General features: G+C 58.9%; 25 protein-coding genes and 1 pseudogene. 9 read left to right on the plus strand and 17 right to left on the minus strand.

Annotated features, from left to right (window positions below; genetic code table 11):
- Positions 1-8: 8 nt before the first annotated feature.
- Genes traF through BS629_RS10850 form a run of 3 tightly spaced genes read left to right on the plus strand, consistent with a single transcriptional unit; the run spans position 9 to position 2,293 of the window.
- Positions 9-506, plus strand: a complete 498-nt coding sequence (gene traF / locus BS629_RS10840; RefSeq protein WP_018482041.1) for a conjugative transfer signal peptidase TraF — start codon at positions 9-11, stop codon at positions 504-506.
- Positions 496-1,659, plus strand: a complete 1,164-nt coding sequence (locus tag BS629_RS10845; RefSeq protein ID WP_077988204.1) for a conjugal transfer protein TraB — start codon at positions 496-498, stop codon at positions 1,657-1,659. The genes traF and BS629_RS10845 overlap by 11 nt, the downstream gene beginning before the upstream one ends.
- 16 nt (positions 1,660-1,675) lie before the next feature.
- Entirely contained in the window at positions 1,676-2,293 is a 618-nt protein-coding gene (locus BS629_RS10850; RefSeq protein ID WP_077988205.1) for a TraH family protein, read from the plus strand.
- A 130-nt stretch (positions 2,294-2,423) separates the two neighbouring features.
- On the opposite strand, the gene BS629_RS10855 is transcribed toward BS629_RS10850, so the two are convergent.
- From BS629_RS10855 to BS629_RS10865, 3 genes are all read right to left on the minus strand, one after another.
- Positions 2,424-3,290, minus strand: a complete 867-nt coding sequence (locus tag BS629_RS10855) for a nucleotidyl transferase AbiEii/AbiGii toxin family protein (protein WP_077988206.1) — start codon at positions 3,288-3,290, stop codon at positions 2,424-2,426.
- A complete protein-coding gene (locus tag BS629_RS10860; RefSeq protein ID WP_077988207.1) occupies positions 3,283-3,900 on the minus strand; it encodes a type IV toxin-antitoxin system AbiEi family antitoxin domain-containing protein in 618 nt (205 codons plus the stop codon). The genes BS629_RS10855 and BS629_RS10860 overlap by 8 nt, the downstream gene beginning before the upstream one ends.
- 242 nt (positions 3,901-4,142) lie before the next feature.
- Positions 4,143-4,391, minus strand: a complete 249-nt coding sequence (locus BS629_RS10865; protein WP_027668121.1) for a helix-turn-helix domain-containing protein — start codon at positions 4,389-4,391, stop codon at positions 4,143-4,145.
- Positions 4,392-4,650: 259 nt separating this feature from the next.
- On the opposite strand from BS629_RS10865, the gene BS629_RS10870 reads away from it, so the two are divergent.
- Positions 4,651-4,941 (plus strand): transcriptional repressor TraM, encoded by a 291-nt coding sequence (locus tag BS629_RS10870; protein WP_077988208.1) that lies wholly within the window; start codon positions 4,651-4,653, stop codon positions 4,939-4,941.
- A 3-nt stretch (positions 4,942-4,944) separates the two neighbouring features.
- On the opposite strand, the gene BS629_RS10875 is transcribed toward BS629_RS10870, so the two are convergent.
- The 13 genes from BS629_RS10875 to traI all read right to left on the minus strand — a co-directional run bounded on the left by BS629_RS10875 (position 4,945) and on the right by traI (position 16,118).
- Positions 4,945-5,649 carry an autoinducer binding domain-containing protein gene (locus BS629_RS10875; RefSeq protein WP_077988209.1) on the minus strand — a complete coding sequence of 235 codons (705 nt, stop codon included), beginning with the start codon at positions 5,647-5,649 and terminating at the stop codon, positions 4,945-4,947.
- A gap of 310 nt (positions 5,650-5,959) precedes the next feature.
- Entirely contained in the window at positions 5,960-7,258 is a 1,299-nt protein-coding gene (trbI, locus tag BS629_RS10880) for an IncP-type conjugal transfer protein TrbI (RefSeq protein WP_077988210.1), read from the minus strand.
- A gap of 11 nt (positions 7,259-7,269) precedes the next feature.
- Positions 7,270-7,710, minus strand: coding sequence for a conjugal transfer protein TrbH (gene trbH, locus BS629_RS10885; protein WP_077988211.1), 441 nt, complete (start codon positions 7,708-7,710; stop codon positions 7,270-7,272).
- A 3-nt stretch (positions 7,711-7,713) separates the two neighbouring features.
- Entirely contained in the window at positions 7,714-8,526 is an 813-nt protein-coding gene (gene trbG, locus BS629_RS10890) for a P-type conjugative transfer protein TrbG (RefSeq protein WP_077988212.1), read from the minus strand.
- 17 nt (positions 8,527-8,543) lie between these two features.
- A complete protein-coding gene (locus BS629_RS10895; RefSeq protein WP_077988213.1) occupies positions 8,544-9,206 on the minus strand; it encodes a conjugal transfer protein TrbF in 663 nt (220 codons plus the stop codon).
- A gap of 20 nt (positions 9,207-9,226) precedes the next feature.
- The gene (gene trbL, locus BS629_RS10900) at positions 9,227-10,408 is read right to left on the minus strand and encodes a P-type conjugative transfer protein TrbL (RefSeq protein WP_077988214.1); all 1,182 of its coding nucleotides are present in this window, start codon (positions 10,406-10,408) and stop codon (positions 9,227-9,229) included.
- Entirely contained in the window at positions 10,402-10,602 is a 201-nt protein-coding gene (gene trbK / locus BS629_RS10905) for an entry exclusion protein TrbK (protein ID WP_077988232.1), read from the minus strand. The genes trbL and trbK overlap by 7 nt, the downstream gene beginning before the upstream one ends.
- Positions 10,599-11,402, minus strand: a complete 804-nt coding sequence (gene trbJ / locus BS629_RS10910) for a P-type conjugative transfer protein TrbJ (RefSeq protein WP_077988215.1) — start codon at positions 11,400-11,402, stop codon at positions 10,599-10,601. Before trbJ ends, trbK begins: the two co-directional genes overlap by 4 nt.
- Positions 11,374-13,830 (minus strand): conjugal transfer protein TrbE, encoded by a 2,457-nt coding sequence (locus tag BS629_RS10915; RefSeq protein ID WP_077988216.1) that lies wholly within the window; start codon positions 13,828-13,830, stop codon positions 11,374-11,376. The genes trbJ and BS629_RS10915 overlap by 29 nt, the downstream gene beginning before the upstream one ends.
- 10 nt (positions 13,831-13,840) lie before the next feature.
- Positions 13,841-14,140 (minus strand): conjugal transfer protein TrbD, encoded by a 300-nt coding sequence (locus BS629_RS10920; RefSeq protein ID WP_077988217.1) that lies wholly within the window; start codon positions 14,138-14,140, stop codon positions 13,841-13,843.
- On the minus strand, positions 14,133-14,516 hold the full coding sequence (locus BS629_RS10925) for a TrbC/VirB2 family protein (RefSeq protein ID WP_077988218.1): 384 nt from the start codon (positions 14,514-14,516) through the stop codon (positions 14,133-14,135). The genes BS629_RS10920 and BS629_RS10925 overlap by 8 nt, the downstream gene beginning before the upstream one ends.
- A complete protein-coding gene (trbB, locus tag BS629_RS10930; protein ID WP_077988219.1) occupies positions 14,506-15,483 on the minus strand; it encodes a P-type conjugative transfer ATPase TrbB in 978 nt (325 codons plus the stop codon). The genes BS629_RS10925 and trbB overlap by 11 nt, the downstream gene beginning before the upstream one ends.
- Positions 15,480-16,118 carry an acyl-homoserine-lactone synthase gene (gene traI / locus BS629_RS10935; protein WP_077988220.1) on the minus strand — a complete coding sequence of 213 codons (639 nt, stop codon included), beginning with the start codon at positions 16,116-16,118 and terminating at the stop codon, positions 15,480-15,482. The genes trbB and traI overlap by 4 nt, the downstream gene beginning before the upstream one ends.
- Before the next feature lie 375 nt (positions 16,119-16,493).
- On the opposite strand from traI, the gene repA reads away from it, so the two are divergent.
- The 5 genes and pseudogenes from repA (at position 16,494) to BS629_RS10960 (ending at position 21,482) form a co-directional block, all read left to right on the plus strand.
- The gene (gene repA, locus BS629_RS10940) at positions 16,494-17,717 is read left to right on the plus strand and encodes a plasmid partitioning protein RepA (RefSeq protein WP_032998569.1); all 1,224 of its coding nucleotides are present in this window, start codon (positions 16,494-16,496) and stop codon (positions 17,715-17,717) included.
- On the plus strand, positions 17,714-18,751 hold the full coding sequence (gene repB / locus BS629_RS10945; RefSeq protein WP_077988221.1) for a plasmid partitioning protein RepB: 1,038 nt from the start codon (positions 17,714-17,716) through the stop codon (positions 18,749-18,751). Before repA ends, repB begins: the two co-directional genes overlap by 4 nt.
- A gap of 189 nt (positions 18,752-18,940) precedes the next feature.
- Entirely contained in the window at positions 18,941-20,155 is a 1,215-nt protein-coding gene (gene repC, locus BS629_RS10950) for a plasmid replication protein RepC (RefSeq protein WP_077988222.1), read from the plus strand.
- 231 nt (positions 20,156-20,386) lie between these two features.
- Positions 20,387-21,121, plus strand: coding sequence for an NYN domain-containing protein (locus tag BS629_RS10955; protein ID WP_018482017.1), 735 nt, complete (start codon positions 20,387-20,389; stop codon positions 21,119-21,121).
- A 153-nt stretch (positions 21,122-21,274) separates the two neighbouring features.
- Positions 21,275-21,482 (plus strand): annotated as a pseudogene (locus BS629_RS10960) (cold-shock protein).
- A 692-nt stretch (positions 21,483-22,174) separates the two neighbouring features.
- Here BS629_RS10960 and BS629_RS10965 read toward each other — a convergent pair.
- Complete coding sequence (locus BS629_RS10965; RefSeq protein WP_077988223.1) at positions 22,175-23,323, minus strand: site-specific integrase; 1,149 nt, start codon at positions 23,321-23,323, stop codon at positions 22,175-22,177.
- Positions 23,324-23,462 lie beyond the last annotated feature (139 nt).

Raw genomic sequence — 23,462 nt, forward strand, 5'->3', positions numbered from 1 at the left:
TCATTTTTATGGCCGCATTGGTGGTCATACTGGCGATCGGCACCGGCCTCGCCGGCGGCTACCGCATCAATCTGACGCCGAGCGAGCCACTCGGCGTATGGCGTATCGTTCCGCTCCATCGCCCCGTTGCTGTCAATGATCTGGTGTTCATCTGCCCACCGGCTACCGCGGAAATGCGGGAGGCACGAGCGCGTGGCTATTTTCGTTCTGGTTCCTGCCCGGGCGGCGTCGCACCGTTGATCAAGACAGTGATCGCCGTAGGAGGACAAAATGTCGAAATCGGCGTCAGAGTGAGCGTGGATGGGTGGAGGGTTTCCTCTTCCAGTCTCGCACTACGAGATGGAAAAGGCCGGCCGTTGACGCCCTTTCCAAGCGGCATCGTACCGCCAGGATATGTCTTCTTGCATTCCGCATTCCCCGGCTCCTATGACTCCCGATATTTTGGCCCGGTGCCGATCTCCGGCATTCTCGGGCTGGCGCAGGAGGTGTTCACCTATGTGCCGTGATTACCTTCGGCCGGCGCTGCTGATATTCGCTTCGATCGCGATCGGCGTGGTGGGCTGGAGCGGCCATGTGTTGCTTCTACCTGTCGCGCTGGGGTTTCCGGTTCTTTGGTCAATCGCGCGAACGAGATCAGTGGCGGCACTTGTCTCCGCCGGATATTTTCTGGCCGCATCACGTGGTTTGCCGCAAGGCGTGGCCGCCTTCTATTCGTCGGATATCTGGCCGGGCTTGTTGCTCTGGCTGTGCGCCTCTTTGAGCTTTGTGGTCGTGCATGCTGTCCTCTGGACAAAGAACACGCGCGTTCGTCCTTCTCGCTATCTCCTTGCGGCCGTCATCATGGCCATCCCACCATTCGGCATCACAGGCTGGGCGCATCCTGTCACGGCGGCGGGTGTTCTGTTCCCGGGATGGGGATGGTGGGGCCTTGGCTTCATGACAGCCGGCCTTGCGGGCCTCGCAACACGCATTTGGCCAGCTGTCGCCATCGCCTTTGCAGGCCTTTGGCTGTGGTTCGCCGCGATCTGGACCGATCCGAAACTACCGGAAGGCTGGCGCGGCGTTGATCTGGAGTTGGGCGCTTCGCTCGGCCGAGAGGCCGGTCTTCAACGCCAGCGTGACATAATCGCAACGGTGCGTAACGCCGCCAGCGACGGTGCCCGCTATGTCGTGCTGCCGGAAAGTGCGCTTGGCTTCTGGACCCCGACCGTGGCGCGGCTTTGGACAGGCGCCCTCAGCGATAGCAATGCCACAGTGATGGCCGGGGCCGCGGTGGTCGATCCCGGGGGCTACAACAATGTTCTGGTCGCGATCGACAGGAAGGGCAGCCGCATCCTCTATCGCGAACGCATGCCGGTTCCCGGCTCGATGTGGCAGCCGTGGCGTTTCTTGTTCGGGGAGAGTGGCGGTGCCAGGGCGGATTTTTTTGCGAACCCGGTCGTCCCGATCGGTGCCGGCCGCGCGGCGCCATTGATCTGCTACGAGCAACTGATCGTTTGGCCGGTGCTTCAGTCCATGCTGCACGATCCGGGCTTCATCATTGCCGTCGGGAACGGTTGGTGGACCGATGGGACGTCGATCGTCGCCATCCAGCGGACTACTGCCACGGCTTGGGCAAAGCTCTTCGCAAAGCCGCTTGTTATTGCCTTCAACACTTGAGTGCCCAGGAGACACCATGATCGACGCAGCCCTGATAAACGAATGTGCAGACCCTTCTCTCAAGCCCGCGATCATCGAGCAATTCGTGATGGCAGCGGGCTCGGATGATCCCCTCGCCGTCACTGTTAAATCGGGCGGCCGGTTAATACTCGTTCCGAAAGCCACATCGACTGAGGAGGCGATGGCGATCATGCGCCAATACGCTGGTCAGGCGGTCGTCCGAGTCGGTCTGACTCAGTTTCCTGCTGGGGTTGGAGTCAAGCAGCCCGCTGATTTGAAGCTTGATTTCGTCGATCCTTGCCAGAACCTCCGCAAAGGCACGACGATGTTCGCCAAGGTTCTGAGGATCGTTGCGAAATGGTATGGCAACCCCACGAGCAAAGATGTCTTCCCGCAGATTTTTGATGATGCAGTCTACGCATGGAAAACCGGCGAGTTCGAGGGCGTGAGTGTGTTTCAGGCCGAGGATCCTGGAATACCCATCGAAGCGCCGCAGCAAAGCGATGAGACGCGTCCCGCCGAGTCAGTGGATGGTGAGGAAGCGACGCCGAAAGACGTACAGCCAGGGACGGTACAGGATGTTGGACGCGCGGGGATGCGGATCGATCTTTCCCGCATTGGTGGTCAGCAATAGCGTTGAGTTCACCTCCCATTCGCGGGGCATCTTCCGGCCAAGCCAGAATTTAGCGCGGCTCCAAAGCATGAAATTAGTGTGCTTTCGACGCATGAAATTAAAGTGAGACAGATTGCGAGCAAACCGCTCACTAGTCCAGCCTCGCAGCCGCGACCGCGTGCGGCATCAGGAATGTGGCAATCTCCGCGATGACGTCTGTCAGATCGCCAGGATTGTGTGCAACGCCTTCAACGAAAGCTCGCCATTGCCGCTGCTTTTGCTGGTCCTTGGCAAAGGCGTCCGTTAGGGCGTCGGGGAGGTCAATGGGGATCGATGTCGCGCGGCGATCAAAGGTAGCGGCTATTGCGCGCGCCAGCCGATCATCGCTGAAGTCGAAAGACCTGCTGAGGATCCAGATGTCGTAGAAATCCTTCATGCGGCTGTTTACTCGCCCCAGCATCACCATTGCCTGGAACTTCTCGGCAATGACCGTTTCTCGCGCATAGGCCCGAAGCCGCGGCATCGGAAAATCGAGCATAGAAGGATAATCCAAAACCTCCACCCCAGGCTCAAGCGCATCGCCAAAACCGATGTCGATCGTCAGGGTGATCCGGGCTCCGCTGATCGAAGCGATCACCTGCAGCCTGAGCCCACCATAATCCAATGCCTCGCGAATACGATCCACATGCAGCGTATCAGCGTCAAACGTAACGCCATCGTCGGCCTCTTGCGCCAGAATTTCCCGAAATGTCTCAAGCATCGGGCCCGGACTCGGATCACCGAAACCCAAAAGATCGAGGTCGCGGGTGCCTCGGTGCGGATTGTCGAACCAACCCATCATCAACATCGCCCCTTTTAGAACGAAGCGACCGGCGTGGGGCGACTGGCTAAGCCGGAACAATAACCGTTCAAGAGCGAAACGCGTCAGGACCAGATCGAAGCTTTGTCCGCTTGCCTTGGCGAGTTGCAACAGGCGGGCGCGAACCGAAGCACCGACGTTTCTGATTTCTTTAGCCATTGGCGGTCAGCGCCTCGAGATACGGCCGGATCACCGATCCGGCGCCACCGCGTTCGGCCTGGTTGGCGATTTCGCCAGGAGTAGCCCTTCGTTGCCGCAGCGCCTCCTGCAGCCCTTCTATCGCTACTGAAAGGCCGATCTTGTTGCGATAGCGAAAGCAATCGGCAATTGTCTTGGCAATTCCAAACACCCTCACAGGAACGCCTTCAATGACATGGGTTTCGACGCTTTCGTTGAGAAGGCTGTCTGTGAAACGCACGATGCGCATAGCGGGGCTGTCCAGTTTCGGAGCCCAGTCCTTACGGGCTATGGCAAGCCAGATTTGTCCCGGGAGCTGATCTGTCAGGCCGTGGAACGCCAATGCTGAAACGAGGCAGATAACGCCTTTTGGCGCGCGTTTGGCAACCTCCGCCAGACTGTGGTTGACGTCGAGCTGCGCATCAGGAAGTTGATAAAGACCGCGGGCAAGCCGGAGCACTTCACCATCTCGTTCCATTCGGCTCATGGTGGCAGCCGTCACACCTGCGTTCCGCAGTTCCACCAAACGTGCTATTCCGCGCTCAGTTAGCACGGTGCGGGCAATTTGGCGTTGCGTGACGGGCCTGGGCATTGATATAAAAGCTCGGAGAATTGGATCTATTATCCTAGGATTTGTATCACAATCCCTAAAGCCGAGAAAGCCATCATCGCCTTGTGAATTCTTCACCACGAATAGTTGCCTCGATTGGATGAGAGCTGACAAATCCAGTGGTCGTCAAGAGTAAAGATGTAGCCTTGCCGACGGACCTAGCCAATTGACGTGAAAGCATTGCCGGCCGGGCATGAACTCGTCAGTCCGCAGGACAACTTCTCTTAATCGTCAAGCTCGGCGGTTGGCATCTGTGACTCCTCCGGGGGCCGTTTCAGTAACTCACAGGCTTCGATGCCCAAGACTGTCGCCAAACGGTCAACGACATCGATGCTTGCATTGTAGACGCTACGCTCGAGCGAACTGATGTAGGTGCGATCGATGTCCGCGCGATGGGCGAGTTCCTCCTGGGACAAGCCTTTAGCCTGCCGTGCAGCTCGCAAATTACGCGCAAATACCTCTCGAATCTCCATGATCCGGAGAACAGCGGCTTGATGAGTTTCCTACCACGGAGTATTCTCTACAGCACAAGCGAGGGTCGAATCCTTTTGAGCAAATAAGCAAGACAGTGTCGTTCAAGTCCCTGCACTCTTCGACGTCGGTATGGAGAGGCGCGAGATGAAATTGCACAGGACCCAGATGATGCTCAGCGGATATTGTGATGGCGCTCAACCGATATAATAAGGCCGCAGCCTTAGGTTCGGGCAGCAGAATGAAGTTAGGGAGAAGCGGATGAACGATGTGGGCTCATCTCGCCACAGTTTGATGGAAGAGTCAGAACTAGAGGTGCTGGCAGTTGCTGCGATCCGTGAGCACCGCCATCTTATTGCCGCCGATGAGGCTGTCTATGAGGAATGGACTCGCGCGAGCGCCGATCCGTCGGTCTCCGCCGCCGTACTCAAAAGCCTGCAGGATGAGTATGTCGCACGTCAGAAAAAATCCGAAGCCCAGCAGGAGTTGTTGTCGGAAATCATCGATGCGCTTGGCTACGTCCCTAAAGTTGCCCCAGATGGCGAAGCCTGACGCTCATACCAGACCGTGATCTTTGGCGATCGCGACAAGTTGCGGAACGGTTGCTGCTTCGAGCTTTTCGCGCGCTTTATCAAGGTAGTGCTGCACTGTCCTCGGATTAATCCCTGTCAACATTGCGGTTTCCGGAGCGCTTTTGCCCTTTGCCGCCCACATTAGGCACGTTGCTTCTCTTGGTGAAAGTACCCGTTTCGGAGCGACAATCGTCGTCGCAGCTATGATTTTCAGGCGGTAGTGGATCGCCAGTACCGCCTGGATCGCTTTTTGCGCATCCTGCAGCTTTTTAGCGTCAGCCGTCTGAGCTGAGGATGCAAACGTCAACATCATCGTCGACCCGAAACTTCCTTCGACGGGTATAGTCACCCCACTCCGAATGCCGTAATCGATCGCCTGGTCCCGAAAACGCCTGAGTTCGGAGGTTCCACGAGCGGGCCAATCGTCGGCCGTCCAGGAAAACATTTCCATGCGACGCTTGGCTTCAGTAACGACCGGGTCGATGCGGGAGTACTGGCCTTCGAGATAAACGCCCTGCCATTCCTCCGGATAGGAGTTGAATGTGCGGATTTCCAACCCCTCGGTCTGCAGATAAGCAAAACGGTCGAAGCCACATGCGTGCGCAAATGTCTTCAAAGCACTTTTGATCATACGTTCATCATGTGCGGCTTCTGTCATATCGATGAGAGAGCGAAGGTCACCGTCCACTAACTTTTCTCCTTTTGCGACGGTGCAAGCCTCCCACTCGTGGCGCCATTCTGACGCCGCTAGGTACCGGTTGGCACCGTTCGGCTAGCCGGAGCCACATGGGACATTGGACCACATGGCGGTTGCTTCTACGCGAAGCAGATCCACGTTCGTTGCATCCCTTAGGTCTATTCACCTCTGCCGAGTATTCAACTCTTTCTGATCTAAAGACGATGATTTTTGTAGAGATTTTTAGTCACACCTGCGCCGCCGCGCGGAATGACCTCGCGATGTTCAGCGACAAGCGAAAATCTGAGGGTCCACTAGCTGGTTAGCGGCCGCTATAGACTGACGGAAAAACAATATCCTGATCGACCAGGACGTTGAACTTGTAGCCCGGCCGGATGCGAATTGTCGGCTGAACGTTCAGATTCTTCGAGATCGTCTCTTCCGCTACCCGGCCGAATGATTCGGCAAAATTACGTCGTGCTGCATCCGAGGCCGTGTCCTGCGTCGCGAGCGTCGAACTCTCAGGCATCGACATATCGATACCAGTTCCGATGATTGCCACCAGCGCAGCCGAACCGAACGTCCTCCAGAGATGGCGGTCGACCTTATCCTGGAAGCCGCCATATCCTTCGGCGTCGGTGCCAGCCATGCCTCCGATCTGCAGCGTAGCCCCATTCGGATAAATGAGGTCCGTCCAGACGACGAGCACACGTTCCTGGCCAAAGGACACCTTGGAATCGTAACGGCCGAACAGCTTTGCGCCCTGCGGGATGAGAAGGCGATAGCCGGTCGCGCTGTCGTAGACATTCTGGCTGACCTGAGCCGTGATCCGCCCTGGCAAATCGGAATTCAGGCCGGTGATCAAGGTGGCGGGAATGACTGAGCCGCGCTTCAATTCATTGGGTGACATCTGCGGCACCACCTGGTTTGGCAGGTAGCCAAGATCCTTGATGTCCTGATTGAAGAAGTCCTCCTTCGACGTCTGCCCGTTCTGATCGACGTTCTCTCCCGTCAGGCCGGATTTCATGGCGGCGGCATAAAGGTCTGAGGCGCTGTTTGCTGCGACGTTTGTCGGCTGGCGGCCCGTGTCATTGGTGGAGCTTGCAGCCTTCTCGACATCGGAGATGTCGACCTTCAGTGGCGAATCGAGCGCCGTGGAACGGGCCTGGAGACGCGCCATCCGCTGGCGTTGTGCCTCGCGCATATATTGCTCATCCTGCTCTCGCTTCAGTCGAGCCTTCCACTCCTCTTCGGATTCGAGCCTTTGTCGGCGATCTTGTCGATCTGTCGGTTGGCGCTCGACGACCGGTTCCTGCTTTTCCTCTTTCTCGATGACGATTGGTGTCGGCTGAAACACCTCCTGCTTTTCTGGGTCACCGATAATGCCGTCCGTAACACCCCGCTTAAGCTGGTCGCCGAAACTGGTCGCAGGGCTATTGGAAGCACCCTCGATGTCGCCACGATTGAAGGAAAGCCCGCGCAGCGACAGACCAATCACGACGATGCTAACGAACAGCACGATGACAATGATGGCGACGATGATCGGCAGGCGGTTGAGCCGGCGCATGCCCTGCTGATCATCGGCTTGGCTGGACGTGCCAAGCTGGAGCGACTGGACCATGGTAATCTCCGTCAGTTGCGCTGCATGATCGAAAGGGGACTGGCCGGCACAGCACCCGCCGCCGTCGGCGTGTAAGCACGGCCGAGAGCGATGGATGGCGTCGAGAGCTTCGCCAAAACCTGCCCGTCGAAGCCCTCGATCGAATAGGAAAGCTCGACCGGCTTGATGTCTTTGGCGACTTTGCTGTCCGTGACGACCGTATAGCCCCACCCCTTCAGGGCCGCTTCGAGGGCGGTCGCAAACTCCGACGTGTCTTTCGCCATTTTGATCGTCGTCGTAGCACCGGCTGGCCCGATCTGTTCAGCCAGGCGGCTTGCCATGTCGCCGGCGATGGCGCTCGCGGCTGGTCTAGTAACGGCCACCGGGGTTGAGCTGGTGGTCAGGGCGTCGTCGGCCGTTTGGCAACCGGAGAGCAGCGCGGCCACGACGAAATATCCGAGAAGCTTGCCCATAGGTCAGCCTCCCCGCCGGATGGTGATCTTCTGTTGCCGCCAACCGACGCCGGAAACGAGGATCGCCTTGTCGATCGCATAGTCGACGGTCATCATGTCGTTCTTCATGCGATAGTTGACGATGCGATTTTGACCGCCGGAGACGACGAAGAGTACAGGTGCATCCTGACCGGAGATCGACTTCGGGAACTGGATGTAGGTCTTCACCCCGTCAGAATAGACCCGCTTCGGTTTCCAGGGCGCGCTCCCGCTCACCGAGTAGGAGAAGTTCAGCTTGTCCGGCGCTGTGCCCGGAATGCCGCCCGTTTCGAGACGGGCGTTTATGTCGGCGAGCTTGGTGGACACGTCTTCCGGATATTCGAAGCCAATGCGCGCCATGTACTGGCTGGGATGGGATTTGAGCTGGATGTGATAGGTTCGACGTGACGTGGTGACGACCATCGAGGTGAGAAGCCCTGGCTCAGATGGTTTGACGATGAGATGGATGGCCTGTCCGCCTGTGGCACCCGAGGTGGCCGGCTCTACCTTCCAGCGCACGGTGTCGCCGACGAGGACGTCGCGAACGATCTCGCCACCCTGAAGTTCGATGTCGCAGACCTGTAGAGGAGAGCAGACGACGGACGGCTGGGTCTCGCCGAACAGAAAGATGACCTTTCCGTCCGGACCTGTCGTGACCAGTCCCTGCGTGCCGCGCCACTTTCTGGAAAGATTTGTTCCTTTCACCTCGTTGCTCGTCATGCTTTGCGCCTGCGCGCCCGCCGCTAGCAAGAGTCCGGCTATGCAGCCGGCGGCTGCGATTAATCCCGTTTTTTTCATTGAAAGATTCCCTGCCCTTAAAGCTGTGCCGTCCAGTCAAAATCTCGGACGTAGAGGCCGATTGGATTGAGGCGGATCGTCGCCTCATCCTGTGGCGCGGTGAGCGTCACCGTTGCGATCCCGCGGAACCGCCGCGTGCCGATCTCCTTGCCCTTGCGGTCTCGCTCGTATTCCGTCCAGTCGATCTGATAGGTCTGGTTCGAAAGCGCCACGATGTTGTTGACCTCGATGGCAACTGTCGAAGACTTCGCCTTCTCGAACGGAGAATTGCCTCGAAACCAGGCGTTGACCTTCTCCGTCGACGGATCGGACGTGCGAAGAAGGGCGTAGGTGCGGTCGATATATTGCTTCTGCACCACCGCATCCGGCGTGACCGATCTAAAGCTCGTGACGAAGTTACCGAGTGTGGCGCGCACCACGCGGACATCGGCATACTCGATCTGTTCCGGAAAGCCTGCCGTGACTGCGGTTCCGAGCTTGTCGACCTCGACGATGTAAGGCACGAGCCTCACCTGCGTGCTCAGATACATCGCGTAGCTGAAGCCGATGACGGCCATGACCAGACCGAGGACACCAACAATGCGCCATGCGGCTGCGGCCTTCACATAGGAGCCATAGCGTTCGCTCCATTCCTGGCGGGCGGCAAGATACGGGTTTTCCGGGGCGCGGTTCGCTGCCATTTATTCTTCCCTTGTCTCGATTACGGTTTGTCGTTGCGTTCGGGAGGAGGTTTCGGTCCGCTATGACCGCCGCGCTGTTCATCGAGCTTCGCATTGGCCAGTCCGAGAATGGACCCGGCATAAGCGCCCGGAGAGCCGATTGCCTTTTCCTTCGCGGCAGATCCGGCTGCTTGCGCGCCGGAAGCGAAGCTCGCGCCCACGCCGCGAAGAGCAGCACCTGCAATGGATGAACCGCCAGCCCGTGCGGCTTGAGCCGCCGCAAACCCCGCTCCCGCAGCGCCGGCGGCGAGGAAGCCAGCACCGGCGGCAAAAGACGCCGTTTGCCCGCCGTGGCGGATCGCTTCCATTCCTCCGGATACCGATGCGCCCTGGACGACGCCCTGGATGATGCTCGGGACATACATGGCGATGATGAAGACGACGACGGAGATACCGGCGATGGCCAAGGTCGTGACGAACTGATCCGACGAGGCAGTCGGTGCTTGAGCAAGGCCAAGCAGGACGTTCGATCCGATCTTGGCGATCATCACCAAGGCCATGAGCTTCATGCCGACGCCAAAGGCATAGACGAGGTATCGAACAGCAAAGTCTTTCGTGAAGGACGAACCACCCAGCCCGAGCATGATCATGCCGGCGAGCAAGCCGACATACATTTCGACCATGACCGACACGAAAATAGCGGCAACCAGCGAGAAGCAGATGACAACGATGCCCATGGCAAGAACGGCGGCAATCGCGAGCGCATTGTCTTCGAACACCCCGAACTGTGCTTGTTGCGACATTTGGGAGGCGACGCGGATGCCGGCATCGAACACTTCAGCAGGCGAAGCTGAACCACCGCCGGCGCCAATCTGGAAAAGGCTGTCGACCACCGCTCGCGCAAAGGTCGGACCCTGGGTCAGAACGAATGCGAAGAACCCGATGAACATGATCCGCCGCACCAGTTCGGCGAACCAGCTGTCCAGTGAGGCTGACTGGATCGCCAACCAAACGGCCGCAATGCCGATCTCGATCGTTGCAAGAATCCAGAATAGGGATTTCGCTGCCTCCATAATGGTGGTCTCCCACCCCTTCGCAGCGGATGAGACCTGGTTTTCCAGTTCCGTGAGAACCTGTCCCTCCTGCGCGAATGCGGGAACAGCATAGGTGAGGAAAAAGAGACCTGTAATCAGGAACGAGCGTGCGACAGTTACCTTCACCATCTCGGGCTCATCTCCTGACCTTCCTCGATCGGCGGCAGCTCTTTGTCGGAGCCGAAGAATTTTTCCCGGACGGCGCGCTGCTCCTCGGTGAGCGCGGGTATTCCTGTGTTTCGGGAATTGACGATCAGCACTATCGCTGCAGACGATGCAGCGGCGACAGCCAACAGCAAGGCAATCAGGACGGGGCGGCTCACCATCGCGGTTCCATTTTCTGGCCTTCCGGAACGCTCTTGACCTCGGCGTTGAAGAATTTCTCCCGCCGCGCCTGTGCCAGGTCCTTGTCTGTCTGTTCCGTCTGCAGCCAGGTTCCCATCATCGTCATCTGCTGCGAGACAAGGCCCCGAAGCTTCTGCATCTGGGCAACCTGCTGAGCGGCGATTTCATGCCCGACTTGCAGAGCCTTCATCTGCCCGTCAGCCGTCTCGGACATCGACCGCAGCGAGGACATCGTATCTTCCTCGCTATCGAACTGGTCGGCCGTGAGGCTCGCCGCTTTCAGCGAGCTGGCGATCGTGTCGCGGTTGGTGTTCGACCAGGACTGGTAGGTCGAGGAGAACGTCGCGTTGTCCGGCAAGTTGGTCTTGAGATCGGCATAGCTTTGAAAGCGCTGCTGAAGAACGTCGTCCGCATTCCCCATCGAAAAGGCGATGCCCTGTCCCTGGTCGACGATGCTGCGCAGCTGGTTGAGATCGCTTTCGACCTGACCCCAGACATGGTCAGAAAGCTGCGCCGTGTTTTGCAGCATGTTCTCGTAGATCTTCAGCTGGTTCTGGATCTGCTCTGCAAGCTGGCTGATCTGGGTCAGCTGATTGTCGACCTGGATGCCGGAGCTTTTCATGAGATCCACGAGCTGCGCATTGTTGGCGAGCTGCGTCCATTCGGTCGCAGCGCCGGTGGCTGTACCGGCTTGCACAGAGCCTGCAGCTCCGATCGTGAGAGCGGCGGCCGCCAAGCAGGCGAGCCATCTATTCGAACGTGAGTAGCGATGCGGCATCGTGAACTCCTCTCGTTTCAAGCCAGTGGATCGGCCAGTCGTGGCCATGTTCGGATTTCAGTGCGCGGATGCGTTTGAGGTCCTCTTTGCCCGACGCGCCGACAAAGCTCAGCGCGACTGGCCCAAGCGACATGTTGAAGAGCCGCCGGCCTTCTGGCGTGGCGACGTAGTATTCGCGCTTCGGCATGGCGGTAGCGACGATCTCGATCTGTCGCTCGTTGAAGCCGATGCGCTCGTAGAATTCTCGCGTCCCCGACTCGCGAGCGGCGCCATTTGGGAGGCATATCTTTGTCGGGCAGGATTCCTTAAGTACATCTATGATCCCGGACCGCTCGGCATCGGAGATCGATTGGGTCGCAAGAACGACAGCGCAATTCGCCTTGCGCAGTACCTTCAACCACTCGCGAATCTTGTCGCGGAATACAGGGTGGCCAAGCATCAGCCACGCCTCGTCGAGCACGATCAGGCTGGGCGACCCATCCAGCCGCTTCTCGATCCGGCGGAACAGGTAGGTCAGCACCGGCACGAGATTGCGCTCGCCCATATTCATCAGATGCTCGATTTCGAAGGTCTGGAAGGCGCCGAGTGTGAGGCCGTCCTCTTCCGCATCGAGGAGCTGGCCCATCGGGCCATCGACGGTGTAATGATGCAATGCGTCCTTGATCTCGCGCAACTGCACGCCGCTGACGAAATCCGAGAGCGAGCGACCGGATGCGCTCGCCATCAGTCCGACTTGCCGAGAGATGGCGTTACGATGATCGGGTGTGATCGTGACACCCTGGAGACCGACCAGCATCTCGATCCATTCTGTCGCCCAAGCCCGGTCGGTGTCACTTTTGAGATCGGAGAGCGGGCAGAAGGCCAACGCCCTCCCCTCTTCCGCATTGTCGCCGCCGATCTCATAATGATCGCCGCCGGCTGCGAGCGTCAGGGGTTGAAGTGAACTGCCTTTGTCAAAGGCGAAGATCTGCGCATTTTCGTACCGGCGAAACTGCGCGGCTATCAGGGCGAGCAGTGTTGACTTGCCCGAACCCGTTGGACCGAAGATCAGCGTGTGGCCGACATCATCGACGTGCAGATTCAGACGAAACGCCGTCGATCCGCTCGCAACCTGCATCAAGGGCGGGGATTTCGCTGCGTAAAAGGGGCATGGCGCGACCGGGTTTCCCGACCAGACCGAGTTCAGCGGAATCAAGTCTGCGAGATTGCTGGTGTTGATCAACGGCTCACGGATGTTGCAATACCAGTTGCCCGGCAAGCTGCCGAGATAGGCGTCGGTGGCGTTGAGCGTTTCGATCCGCGCCCCGAAACCTTCCGCCTGGATCAGCCGCCGGATCGCTTCGGCCTTCTCCAGGAGTCCTTCGCGATCGCGGTCGAACAGCACGACGACCGGTGTGTAATAGCCATAGACAACCAGTTGCGACGAGGCCTGCGCGATCGCATCCTCGGTCTCGGTGACCATGGTCATCGCGTCCTGGTCGACGGATCGACTTTGTGTCTGGAAGATCTGGTCGAAGAACGGCCGGACCTTCTGCTGCCATTTCTTCCGCGTGCGTTCGAGCTTCTGTCGGGCCTCTTCGGCATCGAGAAAAATGAAGCGTGATGACCATCGATAGGTCAGCGGCATCAAATCAAGGCTGTTCAGAATCCCCGGCCAGCTTTCGGCCGGCAGACCGTCGATCGCGATGACGCCGAGGAAACGGTTTTCGACCTTTGGCGTCAGTCCGTGCTCAAGCTCCGCCGTGGCAATCCAGTCGAGATACATCGGAATATCGGGAAGCCGGATTGGATGGCTTTCCCCAGTGGTGCAGAATCGGGCGAACTGGAGCAACTCGTCATACCGGGCAATTCGCTCCCCTCCCCTCTCAAGTGTTTCGCGGGTTTCCATTCGCCGGATCGTAAGTGTGTTGGCAAAATACTGCTCAAGCTCACGCACCGCGTTCTTGAACACGAAGAGCACCGTGTCCGCGTAGGACTTCTTCCGGCTCTCCTCATCCGAATAGACGTATTTGCTGAGTGCAGTCTTCTTGGACTCAAGTGGCCGGTAGGTCAGGATCAGCGCATGCTTGCTCTCGAAATGCCCCTGCTCGCGCGCGAAATGCGCCCGACGCTCGGCATCGATTGCGCGGGTCACGGGGTCGGGGAAATGGCATCGATCTTCTGATGGATAGTCGACTGTCGGAATACGGATGGCCTCGACCTGGATCATCCAGCCGCTTCCGAGCCGTGACAGAACGGCATTGATCTGCCGCGACAACTCGTTGCGCTCAAGGTCGGTCGCACTTTCCGAGTCCGGTCCCGCGAAGTACCAGCCGGCCATCAGGCTTCCGTCCTTCAAGAGGAGAACACCATTGTCGACGAGGCCGGCATAGGGAACGAGATCGGCGAAGGACGGGCCGGTTACCCGGAAGCGTTTGAGAGCTACCATGGCCGCCTCCTCAATACCGGCGCCACGGCGAAGTGGTTGCCTTGTAGTAGGGCTTGTAAGAAATGTGCCTGATATAGACTTGGCGCATGAGCGGATCCGACTTCGCCATCATCCTGAGCGCCCCGACGATGACGATCCAGACGGCGATGCCGAAGAGCGCCGAATAGACCGTGAGAACCACGAAGATGAGAATGACGGCCGCAAGGCCGGTGATCAGCACCAATTCGCGGTCCGCGCCCATCAGAAGGTTCGGGCGCGAGAGGGCACGATGGATGCGATTGCGTCGCAAGCCGGACACGGACTCAGCCATCATCTCCCTCCCCTCCCCCGTTCGAACCAATTGACGTGACCTGCTCGTCGGTTAGCCCGATCGAAGCGCCGGTCGCACCGAACAGGCCGACGATGTTGGTGGCGCCGAGCAGGATGCCGGCGACGAGAACGACGTACACAAGGCGCCGTGCGAAATCGTTGAGCTCGCCGCCGAAGATGAGCATGCCGCCGGCAATGGCCACGGCTGCAAGCGCGATCGCACCCGCGACCGGGCCGGTGATCGACTCCTGAATCTGCTGCAGTGGCCCTTCCCATGGGAGGCTGCCGCCGGAACTGGCGAGCGCCGGCGCGACTGAGGCAAGAACGATGGGCGCCGCCAAGAGCGCGGCGGCGATGAGGGTATGCTTACGCGACATGGCGCGCCTCCTGTTCTTCGGTGAGCTGATCGGATTCGATCTCGTACTGTCCGTTGATGAACCGCTCGACTTGAATGATGTCGCGAACAAGCCGCCCACGCGGCGTTCGCTCGATCGAGATGACCAAGTCGACGACCTCCCCGATCACCTCGTGCATCGGCTGCTGGCTTGCTTCGGCGGTCAGCTGTTCAAGCCGACGTAGCGCTGACATGGCGGTGTTCGAGTGAATGGTCGCCACGCCGCCTGGGTGACCGGTGTTCCAGGCCTTGAGCAACGTCAGGGCCGCGCCGTCGCGAACTTCGCCAACGACGATCCGGTCGGGGCGCAAGCGCATTGTGCTCTTCAAGAGCCGCGCCATGTCGATCGAATCGCTGGTATGCAGGAGAACGGCGTTTTCGGCTGCGCATTGGATTTCCGCGGTATCCTCAAGAATGACGAGACGATCCTGGCGCGCAGATTTGACGATCTCGTGGATGACCGCGTTCGCTAGCGTCGTCTTGCCCGAGCCCGTTCCGCCGGAAATGATGATGTTCAGCCTCGTGGAAATGGCACTGCGGATCGTGGCGGCTTGGTATTCTGTCATCACGCCGGCGCGAATATAGTCTTCGAGCGGAATGAGGCGCGATACCCGGCGACGAATCGTGAAGGCAGGCTTGGTGACAACGGGCGGCAACAGTCCCTCGAAGCGGTGGCCACCGATTGGCAGCTCGCCGGAGATGATTGGCTGTTCCGTGTCGACCTCTGACTGAAGCGCGTGCGCCACTGTACCGATCACCATCTCCGCTGCAGCCGACGACATCTCGCCGGCGGGCGTAACGCCGTGACCGAGCCGTTCGATGAACAACTTTCCGTCCGGATTAAGCATGATCTCGACGACGTTCGCGTCGTCCAGGGCAACACAAAGCTGGTCGCCGAGCGCCTCCTGAAGTTTGCGGACGAGCCGAGGGTGAGAGCGAAGCTGGTTCACGGATTTCTCCTTACGCTGCCTGGCTGACAGGGGGCGAGTTCAGAACGGTAGTTGGAGGGGCGAAGCCTGAGGAACGTGGCCGCATTGGCGGCCAGCGTGCCCGCTACGGCCGTCGTCACGCCGATCTTCTTGGGTTCGCCTAAACGATGCAGCTGCCACCCCACGCGGGCGAGGATGCGCTCAAACCGAAGATCGGTCACCGTAACAATCTCAGTGTACCCGTTTGCCAGGCACCATTCGATGATGCCAGCGAACATGGTCAGCGTCGCTTCATGGACCGAGCCGGCGCCCCTCCCCTCCGCGAGAGCCGTGTCGACACAGAAGCGAGAACTCTCGATCATCGCGGCATGCCCCTTGAGTTGGCCGTCGGGGAGCAGCGACGGGAAAACGTCGGCCACCATTGTCGGTCCGAGCGCAGGAAGAAGCCTTGCGCACCCCGCCAATTCGCCCGTCTCTGCGATGGCGAGAATATAGGTCGGCCGAAGCGCGTCGAAACGATCGGACTCGCACCCCGCCGTTACATCGACTTCCCAACCCAGGCGATCGGAAAAGACCCGAGCACGAAGCTGATAGTGGATGTGTAGGAGATGCGCCTCTTGGATCGTCCGGGGTGTTGAGAGCGCGAGAGCCCGCATGATCTTTCTCCGTCGTTGTTGGTCGGCGGGAAATCAGCACAGTTTGGAATCGGAGGGCAGTTGTAGGATTCAACATGCACGTAGCGAGGTGAGTCGCGGTCATAAGGGGTGTGGCGCTACAGAGCCGCCTAATCTGCTTGCTGCTACACTGTTCGGATTTGTAGGATTCACAGGAGAACATTCCGGGATCAGGGAGCCAGGCCTTTGAGGCTAACCCCCGGAGCGGTAAAGCAAAAATCGGAACAGCCTTATGCAGATTGTCCCCGGTCGTTAACCTTTTGTTAACCCTAAACCTCTGGACCAGTTCGGAGAATCGTGTTCTATTTTTAGCGGGCAATGGCCGGTAAACCGGCGAAAAGCCGCCAAGAGGGACAGATGGCGATAGCAAACCGAGTAGAAGCAAGTGTTGGCTCGAAGGAAGATGCCGGCAGCAAAATCATGCGCCATGCCGGGCTTCTGTCCGGGCAATTGCAGCAGCTCAGAACTCGTATGTATCCGCCAAAATCGGAAAAGACCCTGCGTCCCTTTCTGACCAACGAAGTGTCGAAGCTGACGTCTATACCCGATTCCACCCTGAAGCTCATGTCCACCGAAGGACGTGGGCCGATTCCGAGTAGGCTGGAAAATAACCATCGCGTCTACACACTGGACCAGATCAATGAACTGCGTGAATTGTTCGCGATGCAGAAACCTGCAGACGCCTTGCGATTCCTTCCTCGTCGTCGTGCCGGGGAGCACCTCCAGGTTCTTGCGATAGCCAACTTCAAGGGCGGCAGCGCGAAGACGACAACCTGTGTCCACCTTGCCCACTATCTCGCCCTTCATGGGTATCGCGTCCTCGCACTCGACCTGGACCCGCAAGCATCCTTGTCCGCTTTGTTCGGTGCTCAGCCAGAAGTTGATGTCGGGTCGAATGAAACGATCTATGCGGCTTTGCGTTACGATGACGCCGAGCGTCGTCCCATCCGCCATATAATTCGCAGGACATATTTCGATGGCATCGACCTCATTCCTGGCAATCTTGAAGTCATGGAGTATGAGCACGAAACGCCACGGATCTTGGCGAACAAGGGCAACTCCGGCGCAATCTTTTTTGAGCGGCTGAAACTCGCCCTTTTGGAAGTCGAGGCGGACTACGACATCGTGATTCTCGACACTCCGCCGTCCCTCGGCTTTCTGACCTTGAGCGCGATATACGCCGCGACTAGCATGATCATTACGGTCCACCCGGCCATGCTGGACGTCGCGTCAATGAGCCAGTTCCTTCTCATGATGGGTGATCTGATTAGTGTTCTGAACGAGAGCGGCGCTCAGTTGGACCAGGACTTCATCCGGTATCTGGTTACACGACACGACCCCAATGACGCGCCACAGTCGCAAGTCGTTGCGATGCTTCGGCACCTGTTCGGCTCCGATGTATTATTGCCGACCGCCATTGAAAGCACCGCCGTTGAGGCAGCCGGCTTGGCGAAACGCTCGGTATACGAGCTCGAATTGGGACAGATCGGACGCGATACTCACAAGCGTGCCCGCGAGGCGGTAGATGCTGTGAACGAGGCGATTGTTCGCCTTGTCAATGAGAGCTGGGGGCGGACATGAGCAAATCCCCTCGCAAGTCGATTGTCGCCAGCTTCGGGTTGCTTTCCGCAGAGCTGGAAAGCGATCAGGCTGCGGATCAACAGCAGCCGTCGCAGGCCCCTGCCCTGGTTCTCGGAAATCGTGTCGGAGCAGGTGTGATCGGTGCTGCACACCGAGCAATCGACGACATTCGAACAGAGCGAGATCGCTTGAAGGCTATCGTGGAGTCAGGCGGTGGTTCGGTTCGCGAGTTGGATCCGTCGCTCATCGACCCATCCCCTTATCCGGACAGACTGCCGGACGATGACGCAACGAGCTTCGAGGCGTTCAAACGGTCGATCGAGACTGAGGGGCAACAGGTTCCCGTCCAGGTCCGCAAACATCCCTCCTCCCCAGGTCGCTATCAGATCGTCTACGGTCATCGACGATGGCTCGCTGCTAGGCAGCTTGACAGGCCTGTTCGCGCTCTCGAAGTCGAGATTTCCGACCTCGACCTAGTTCTTGCACAAGGCATCGAAAACGCGGGTCGCCAAGACCTCACCTGGATCGAGCGCGCGTTGTTTGCATCGCGAATGGATGATGCGGGGATCAAGCCTCGGCACATCTACGCTGCGCTTTCGATCGAGGACGCAGAACTGGCTCGGATGCGGAATGTCTACAGGATCGTTCCCGCGGATATCATCGAGGCCATTGGGCGAGCGCCGAAGATCGGGCGGCCACGTTGGCTCGACCTTGCCAAGACGGTTGCGGGCGACACGGGAGCGCTCGATGCCCTAAGGGCGGCACTGGTTAGGAGGGGCGATGCGGTTGAGACGTCCGATCAAAGGTTTCAGCGTGCATTGAACGCCATCAAGCCAGTATCGGCTGGTCGGAGAGAGCCAAGCCCGATTACAGACAAAAGCGGAACGAAGCTTGGCGCCCTGTTGAGATCCTCGAAAGAGGTTCGAATTTCGGCTGAGGGTTCACTCGGGGTCGACTTTTTGAAGTTTGTTGAAGCGGAGCTCCCAGCGCTAACGGAGCGCTTTGTCCGCCTGCGAGAAGACGAGAAACCCTGACAGCTGTCAGGGTTTGGAGATAAAAAAGGACGAACTGCAAAAGAAAAAGGCCCCCCAAACGTTGCCGTCGTGGAAGCCTCTCTCAATGTGTGACAACTAGAGAATCGCATTTCCCCGAATCCCAGTCAAGAGTCTTTGGCACCGTAATTTGGTGAGCAGGTTTCTTTTGCCTTTTTGAAGGTGAAGAAAATGCAGATTGGAAGTGTGACGACGCCCTTTGGGCGGCGGCCGGCGACGCTTGCCCTGGTGAAGCGGCAAATGGAGACGAGTAAGATTAAGCCGGGCAAGACAGCGGACAAGTGGAAAGTCTTTCGGGACGCATCCGAAGCAAGGGAGCTGCTTGGCCTGCAGGATCGCAGCCTGGCCGTCCTTGACGCGCTCCTGAGCTTTCATCCAGACACCGAATTGCGCCAGGATGCGCAACTCATCGTTTTTCCGTCCAACACACAATTGACACTTCGGGCGCACGGTATCGCCGGCGCTACCCTTCGCAGACATCTGGCCCTTCTCGTTGAGGCAGGACTGATCGTGCGGAAGGACAGCGCGAATGGAAAGCGCTACGCCCGGAAGGACAAGGCGGGTGCGATCGATAGCGCATTCGGCTTTGATCTGTCACCGTTGCTCATGCGAACAGATGAGCTTGCCATGATGGCGCAACAGGTCGTTGCAGATCGTTTCGCCCTCCGTCGGGCGAAGGAGAATTTGACAATATGCCGGCGTGACGTTCGAAAGCTCATTTCTGCCGCGATCGAGGAAGGTGCGTCAGGCAACTGGGAAAACATCGAAGCGATGTACGTCGGTCTCGTAGGCAGGATTCCGCGCGCTCCGACGCTCAGCGATGTGAATTCAATCCTGGACGAGATGGAGCTCCTGCTGCAGGAGGCGGTCAACATCCTGGAAGTGCAGCAAAAAGACGAAAATAATAGCACCAATGGTGACCAAAGTGAGCGTCACATACAGAATTCAAACACCGAATCCATCAATGAACTTGAACCTAGCTCTGAAAACGAGCAGGGCGCAAAGGCGGTGGACGATGATCGGCCGAAGCGGGAGCCAGTCCGGATTTTTCCACTTGGCATGGTGATGCGGGCTTGCCCCGAGATCGCGATATATGGCCCGGGCGGTACGATCGGAAGTTGGCGCGAGATGATGGGTGCAGCGGTGGTCGTCCGGTCGATGCTGGGCGTCAGCCCCTCAGCCTATCAGGAGGCCTGCGAGGTGATGGGGCCGGAAAGTGCGGCCACGGCGATCGCCTGCATCCTTGAGCGGGCAGGGCACATCAACTCGCCTGGCGGATATCTGCGAGACCTGACACGGAAGGCGGCACGGGGCGAATTTTCACTTGGCCCGGCGCTTATGGCGCTGCTTCGGGTCGATGGCGATAGCAATCGCAGGACGGGATAGTTGGTTGCCTATGCTTGTGGTCGGCTGGTCAAAACCCTGACAGCTGTCAGGGTTTTGCGATCGGCGGATGCTGGAGCGGGGAAGGGTAGATCAACTCGGCTGGCGGCTACTGACATCATCCGACGAGGCAGGTTTTCGCTCGGTCCGATGGGCGAGTTAAATGAAGTTGCTTGCCTGGTCCGAGCCGTGCTCTGCTGGCCTTCGAGACCGTTTTAAAAATGAGGAGGTGCAATGCCGTCTGAAACTAGATCTCCGCGCCTGGCTGTTCTGATTGATGCGGACAATACATCCGCTAAAATCGCCGACGGGCTGTTCGAAGAGGTAGCCAAAATCGGGGAGGCGAGCGTGCGTCGCATCTACGGTGATTTTTCCGGCACGCGCTCCAAGGGTTGGGCGGACGTACTCGCAAAGCACGCGATTATCCCGCAGCAGCAATTCGCGTATACCACGGGAAAGAATGCTTCCGATATCACTTTGGTCATCGATGCAATGGATTTGCTGCACAGCGGTCGGTTCGACGGCTTTTGCCTGGTGTCCTCGGACAGCGATTTCACGCGGCTTGCCGCCCGGATCCGCGAGCAGGGTGTCGATGTATTCGGCTTCGGCGAGCAGAAGACACCGGAAAGTTTTCGCCAGGCCTGCCGGCGGTTCGTCTATACCGAAAATCTGCTTCCTGGCGCGATCAAGGACGAGCAGAATACTGCTTCCACCGACAAGCCGCTGCAGCCGGCAACATCGGCCGTGCCGCTGATCAAGAAGGTACTGTCCCAGGAGGATAGCGATGACGGCTGGGTCAACCTGGGCACCGTCGGCAAGCAGTTGTTGAACCTGGCGCCGGATTTCGACCCGCGTACATTCGGCTTCCGAAAACTCAGCGATCTTATCCGCAAGACGAACCAGTTTGAGATTCGCCAGGCCGAGGGCGGTCCGATCAGCATCCGGGTGAAACAACGAGGTAACAAGTAGCACCATCGTCGCGGCGATAGAGCGAGGAGTACCGGGACACCTCGACGGTGAGTATGGGCTTTCCCCGCGGCAAGAAGCGTCTATCAGTGCAGCCCGCAAAAAAAGTGTCAGCCGAGCACGCTTCGGCAATGCGATTGATCAAAGGAAGACGTCATGGCGACCGGTATGGTAAAGTGGTTCAACGCAACGAAGGGCTTCGGGTTCATCGAGCCGGACGACGGCAGCGCCGATGTGTTCGTCCATATTTCCGCAGTGGAGCGGGCCGGCATGCGCGGCCGGCAACGACGGCCAGAAAATTACCTATGAGCTGGTAAAGGATCGCAAGTCCGGCAAGATGTCTGCGGACAACCTGCAGGCCTGAGTCTGACTGCATGTGAATGGTCGGATAGGCCGGATTCGACAAGACTATCCTTTTTTTGCAGGCCGAGATATGTGCGCGGTGCAAGCGCGGGACTTCAATGTTCTGCATTGCAGTATTACCCTCAGAGTGTTCAAGCGGTTCACCACCTCCCGAACCGCTTGGGTCCGACGGACAGCAGGCTGTCAGTCACTATCGGAGCCCTGCGCCCCTCATCCCGTGCTGGGCCATCTTTGCGCAAGCAGGACGACCGCCACATCCTTCATTACGATTTTTGCCATCCTTATCGATCAAGGCCTCACGAGATCGCCCCAATTGTCTTGACGGACCTGTTCTTAGAGCCGGCCGGCCGGCCCCAAGGACGCCATCGACGCATTTAATTTCGATGCGGCTGAGAGGATGCAGACCAGAAGCTTAGAGACATCAGCAGTATCCCCGTTTCGCGAGTACTAGGTTCCCTCGTGATGCTCCATCTGCGCCCGCTGAGGGACGACTAACGTGACCGACACCAAGCGGTGTGAAGGTACAGGGGCTGCACGTATTTGCTTCTAGTCGAGCTCGAGGAGACCGCTGATCCGGCGTCGCGGTTTCTGGAGTTTTGCGAGGGAGGAGCTCCGCGGGCGGCTGATTGACGGCAACGCCCCCGTCTTACTCTACATCGGCGAGCCTCAGCGTCCTCTTTGGGCCGACTGTTTTCACAGCATCCGTGCAGCACGCCCGCTCCGCCTTGTAACGTTGTTGTAGTAGCCTGCAGCCTGCTGAACGGATCGATGTCGCGATTGCTCCATCGCTTCCAGAAGAGGGATGTTCCGAATGGCGGCCTCTGTCAGATAGCCTGACCGCAGCCCATGAGCGGAAAACTCCTCCGGCTCCAACCCAGCCATCTCCGCCCGCTGCTTGAGAATGGCATTGACAGACTGCGGATCGATCGCCCGCCGCGACACAGTCCCCCAGCGCCCGATCCCCCGAAACACGCTGCCGCTCTCGATCTTGGCTGCCGCCATCCAGGCATTGAGCGCCACCACCGGCCGGCCGGTCAGATAGACGACATCGTCTTGCTCACCGGAGCTGGTCTTGGTGCGACCGAGATGGATGGCGAGAGAGGGGAGGGGGGCGCCATTCTCGACTGGGATCGGCGCCTCGACGGTCAGTTGCTCGCGGCGCAGTCCGGCGATCTCGCTGCGCCGGCGGCCGCCGGACGCAAACGCGACCATGAGGATCGCTCGGTCGCGCAGATCGCGCAGGCTGTCGGTCGCGCAAGTCGCCAGCAGTTTTGCCAGCACGTCGCCGGTGACCGCCTTGGCGCTCTTGCGACCCCGCGTCCGCGGGACGGCGCGCACGGCGAGGCGGATCGCCGACTTGAGGGCAGGGGAGGCGAAGGCGCTGTCAAACCCGCGCCAATTGGTCAGCGTCGACCAATTGGCCAGCCGCCGGCGCACCGTGGCGGGCGCGTGCGGGCCAGTGGATTTCAGAAAACCCTGGTTTCGAAGGTTTTCGTCGACATCGGCCGGCATGCCGTGATCCGGATCGGCAGCACGCTTTTCCGGATCCCAGAGATGATGGGCGACAAATTTCAGCAGCAGCGCCTCGGGCGCCGGCCAAGGGAGAGAATGCCGGGTTGCGGCCAAGCCCCAGGCTTCGAGATAGGCCAGATCGGAGGTCAGCGCCCGCAGCGTATTGTCGCCCATGCCCTGGTTGACCAGATGGCGTAGCGTCTCGACATCCTGGTCGGTCAAGAGTTGGGCGAGCTCGTCGCGCCGCTCGATCGGCAGCACCGCGGCAATGGTGTCGAGTTCTTCGGCGCGTCGCTCTACGGCGGTTGCTGATTTCTTGGCTTTGACCACGGGCGCTCCAAAAGGACGGTTCTGGCGGCCTAGAAGGCCGTGATTTGCCCCGATTCTCGCTTGTCGATCAGCTTGATTAAGCAGAATCAATTTCCTTGGAATGATACGGTTTATTACCTGCCAAGATCAGTGGAATCTT

Source organism: Rhizobium leguminosarum bv. viciae USDA 2370, assembly GCF_002008365.1.
In the GTDB taxonomy this organism is placed as follows: Bacteria; Pseudomonadota; Alphaproteobacteria; order Rhizobiales; family Rhizobiaceae; genus Rhizobium; species Rhizobium leguminosarum.

What these genes read in the sequence shown, in the direction of transcription:
- traF (WP_018482041.1), top strand. Translation starts at nt 9, where the DNA reads ATGGCCGCATTGGTGGTCATACTGGCGATCGGCACCGGCCTCGCCGGC.
- BS629_RS10845 (WP_077988204.1), top strand. Translation starts at nt 496, where the DNA reads ATGTGCCGTGATTACCTTCGGCCGGCGCTGCTGATATTCGCTTCGATC.
- BS629_RS10850 (WP_077988205.1), top strand. Translation starts at nt 1,676, where the DNA reads ATGATCGACGCAGCCCTGATAAACGAATGTGCAGACCCTTCTCTCAAG.
- BS629_RS10855 (WP_077988206.1), bottom strand. Translation starts at nt 3,290, where the DNA reads ATGGCTAAAGAAATCAGAAACGTCGGTGCTTCGGTTCGCGCCCGCCTG.
- BS629_RS10860 (WP_077988207.1), bottom strand. Translation starts at nt 3,900, where the DNA reads ATGCCCAGGCCCGTCACGCAACGCCAAATTGCCCGCACCGTGCTAACT.
- BS629_RS10865 (WP_027668121.1), bottom strand. Translation starts at nt 4,391, where the DNA reads ATGGAGATTCGAGAGGTATTTGCGCGTAATTTGCGAGCTGCACGGCAG.
- BS629_RS10870 (WP_077988208.1), top strand. Translation starts at nt 4,651, where the DNA reads ATGAACGATGTGGGCTCATCTCGCCACAGTTTGATGGAAGAGTCAGAA.
- trbI (WP_077988210.1), bottom strand. Translation starts at nt 7,258, where the DNA reads ATGGTCCAGTCGCTCCAGCTTGGCACGTCCAGCCAAGCCGATGATCAG.
- trbH (WP_077988211.1), bottom strand. Translation starts at nt 7,710, where the DNA reads ATGGGCAAGCTTCTCGGATATTTCGTCGTGGCCGCGCTGCTCTCCGGT.
- trbG (WP_077988212.1), bottom strand. Translation starts at nt 8,526, where the DNA reads ATGAAAAAAACGGGATTAATCGCAGCCGCCGGCTGCATAGCCGGACTC.
- BS629_RS10895 (WP_077988213.1), bottom strand. Translation starts at nt 9,206, where the DNA reads ATGGCAGCGAACCGCGCCCCGGAAAACCCGTATCTTGCCGCCCGCCAG.
- trbL (WP_077988214.1), bottom strand. Translation starts at nt 10,408, where the DNA reads ATGGTGAAGGTAACTGTCGCACGCTCGTTCCTGATTACAGGTCTCTTT.
- trbJ (WP_077988215.1), bottom strand. Translation starts at nt 11,402, where the DNA reads ATGCCGCATCGCTACTCACGTTCGAATAGATGGCTCGCCTGCTTGGCG.
- BS629_RS10915 (WP_077988216.1), bottom strand. Translation starts at nt 13,830, where the DNA reads ATGGTAGCTCTCAAACGCTTCCGGGTAACCGGCCCGTCCTTCGCCGAT.
- BS629_RS10920 (WP_077988217.1), bottom strand. Translation starts at nt 14,140, where the DNA reads ATGGCTGAGTCCGTGTCCGGCTTGCGACGCAATCGCATCCATCGTGCC.
- BS629_RS10925 (WP_077988218.1), bottom strand. Translation starts at nt 14,516, where the DNA reads ATGTCGCGTAAGCATACCCTCATCGCCGCCGCGCTCTTGGCGGCGCCC.
- traI (WP_077988220.1), bottom strand. Translation starts at nt 16,118, where the DNA reads ATGCGGGCTCTCGCGCTCTCAACACCCCGGACGATCCAAGAGGCGCAT.
- repA (WP_032998569.1), top strand. Translation starts at nt 16,494, where the DNA reads ATGGCGATAGCAAACCGAGTAGAAGCAAGTGTTGGCTCGAAGGAAGAT.
- repB (WP_077988221.1), top strand. Translation starts at nt 17,714, where the DNA reads ATGAGCAAATCCCCTCGCAAGTCGATTGTCGCCAGCTTCGGGTTGCTT.
- repC (WP_077988222.1), top strand. Translation starts at nt 18,941, where the DNA reads ATGCAGATTGGAAGTGTGACGACGCCCTTTGGGCGGCGGCCGGCGACG.
- BS629_RS10955 (WP_018482017.1), top strand. Translation starts at nt 20,387, where the DNA reads ATGCCGTCTGAAACTAGATCTCCGCGCCTGGCTGTTCTGATTGATGCG.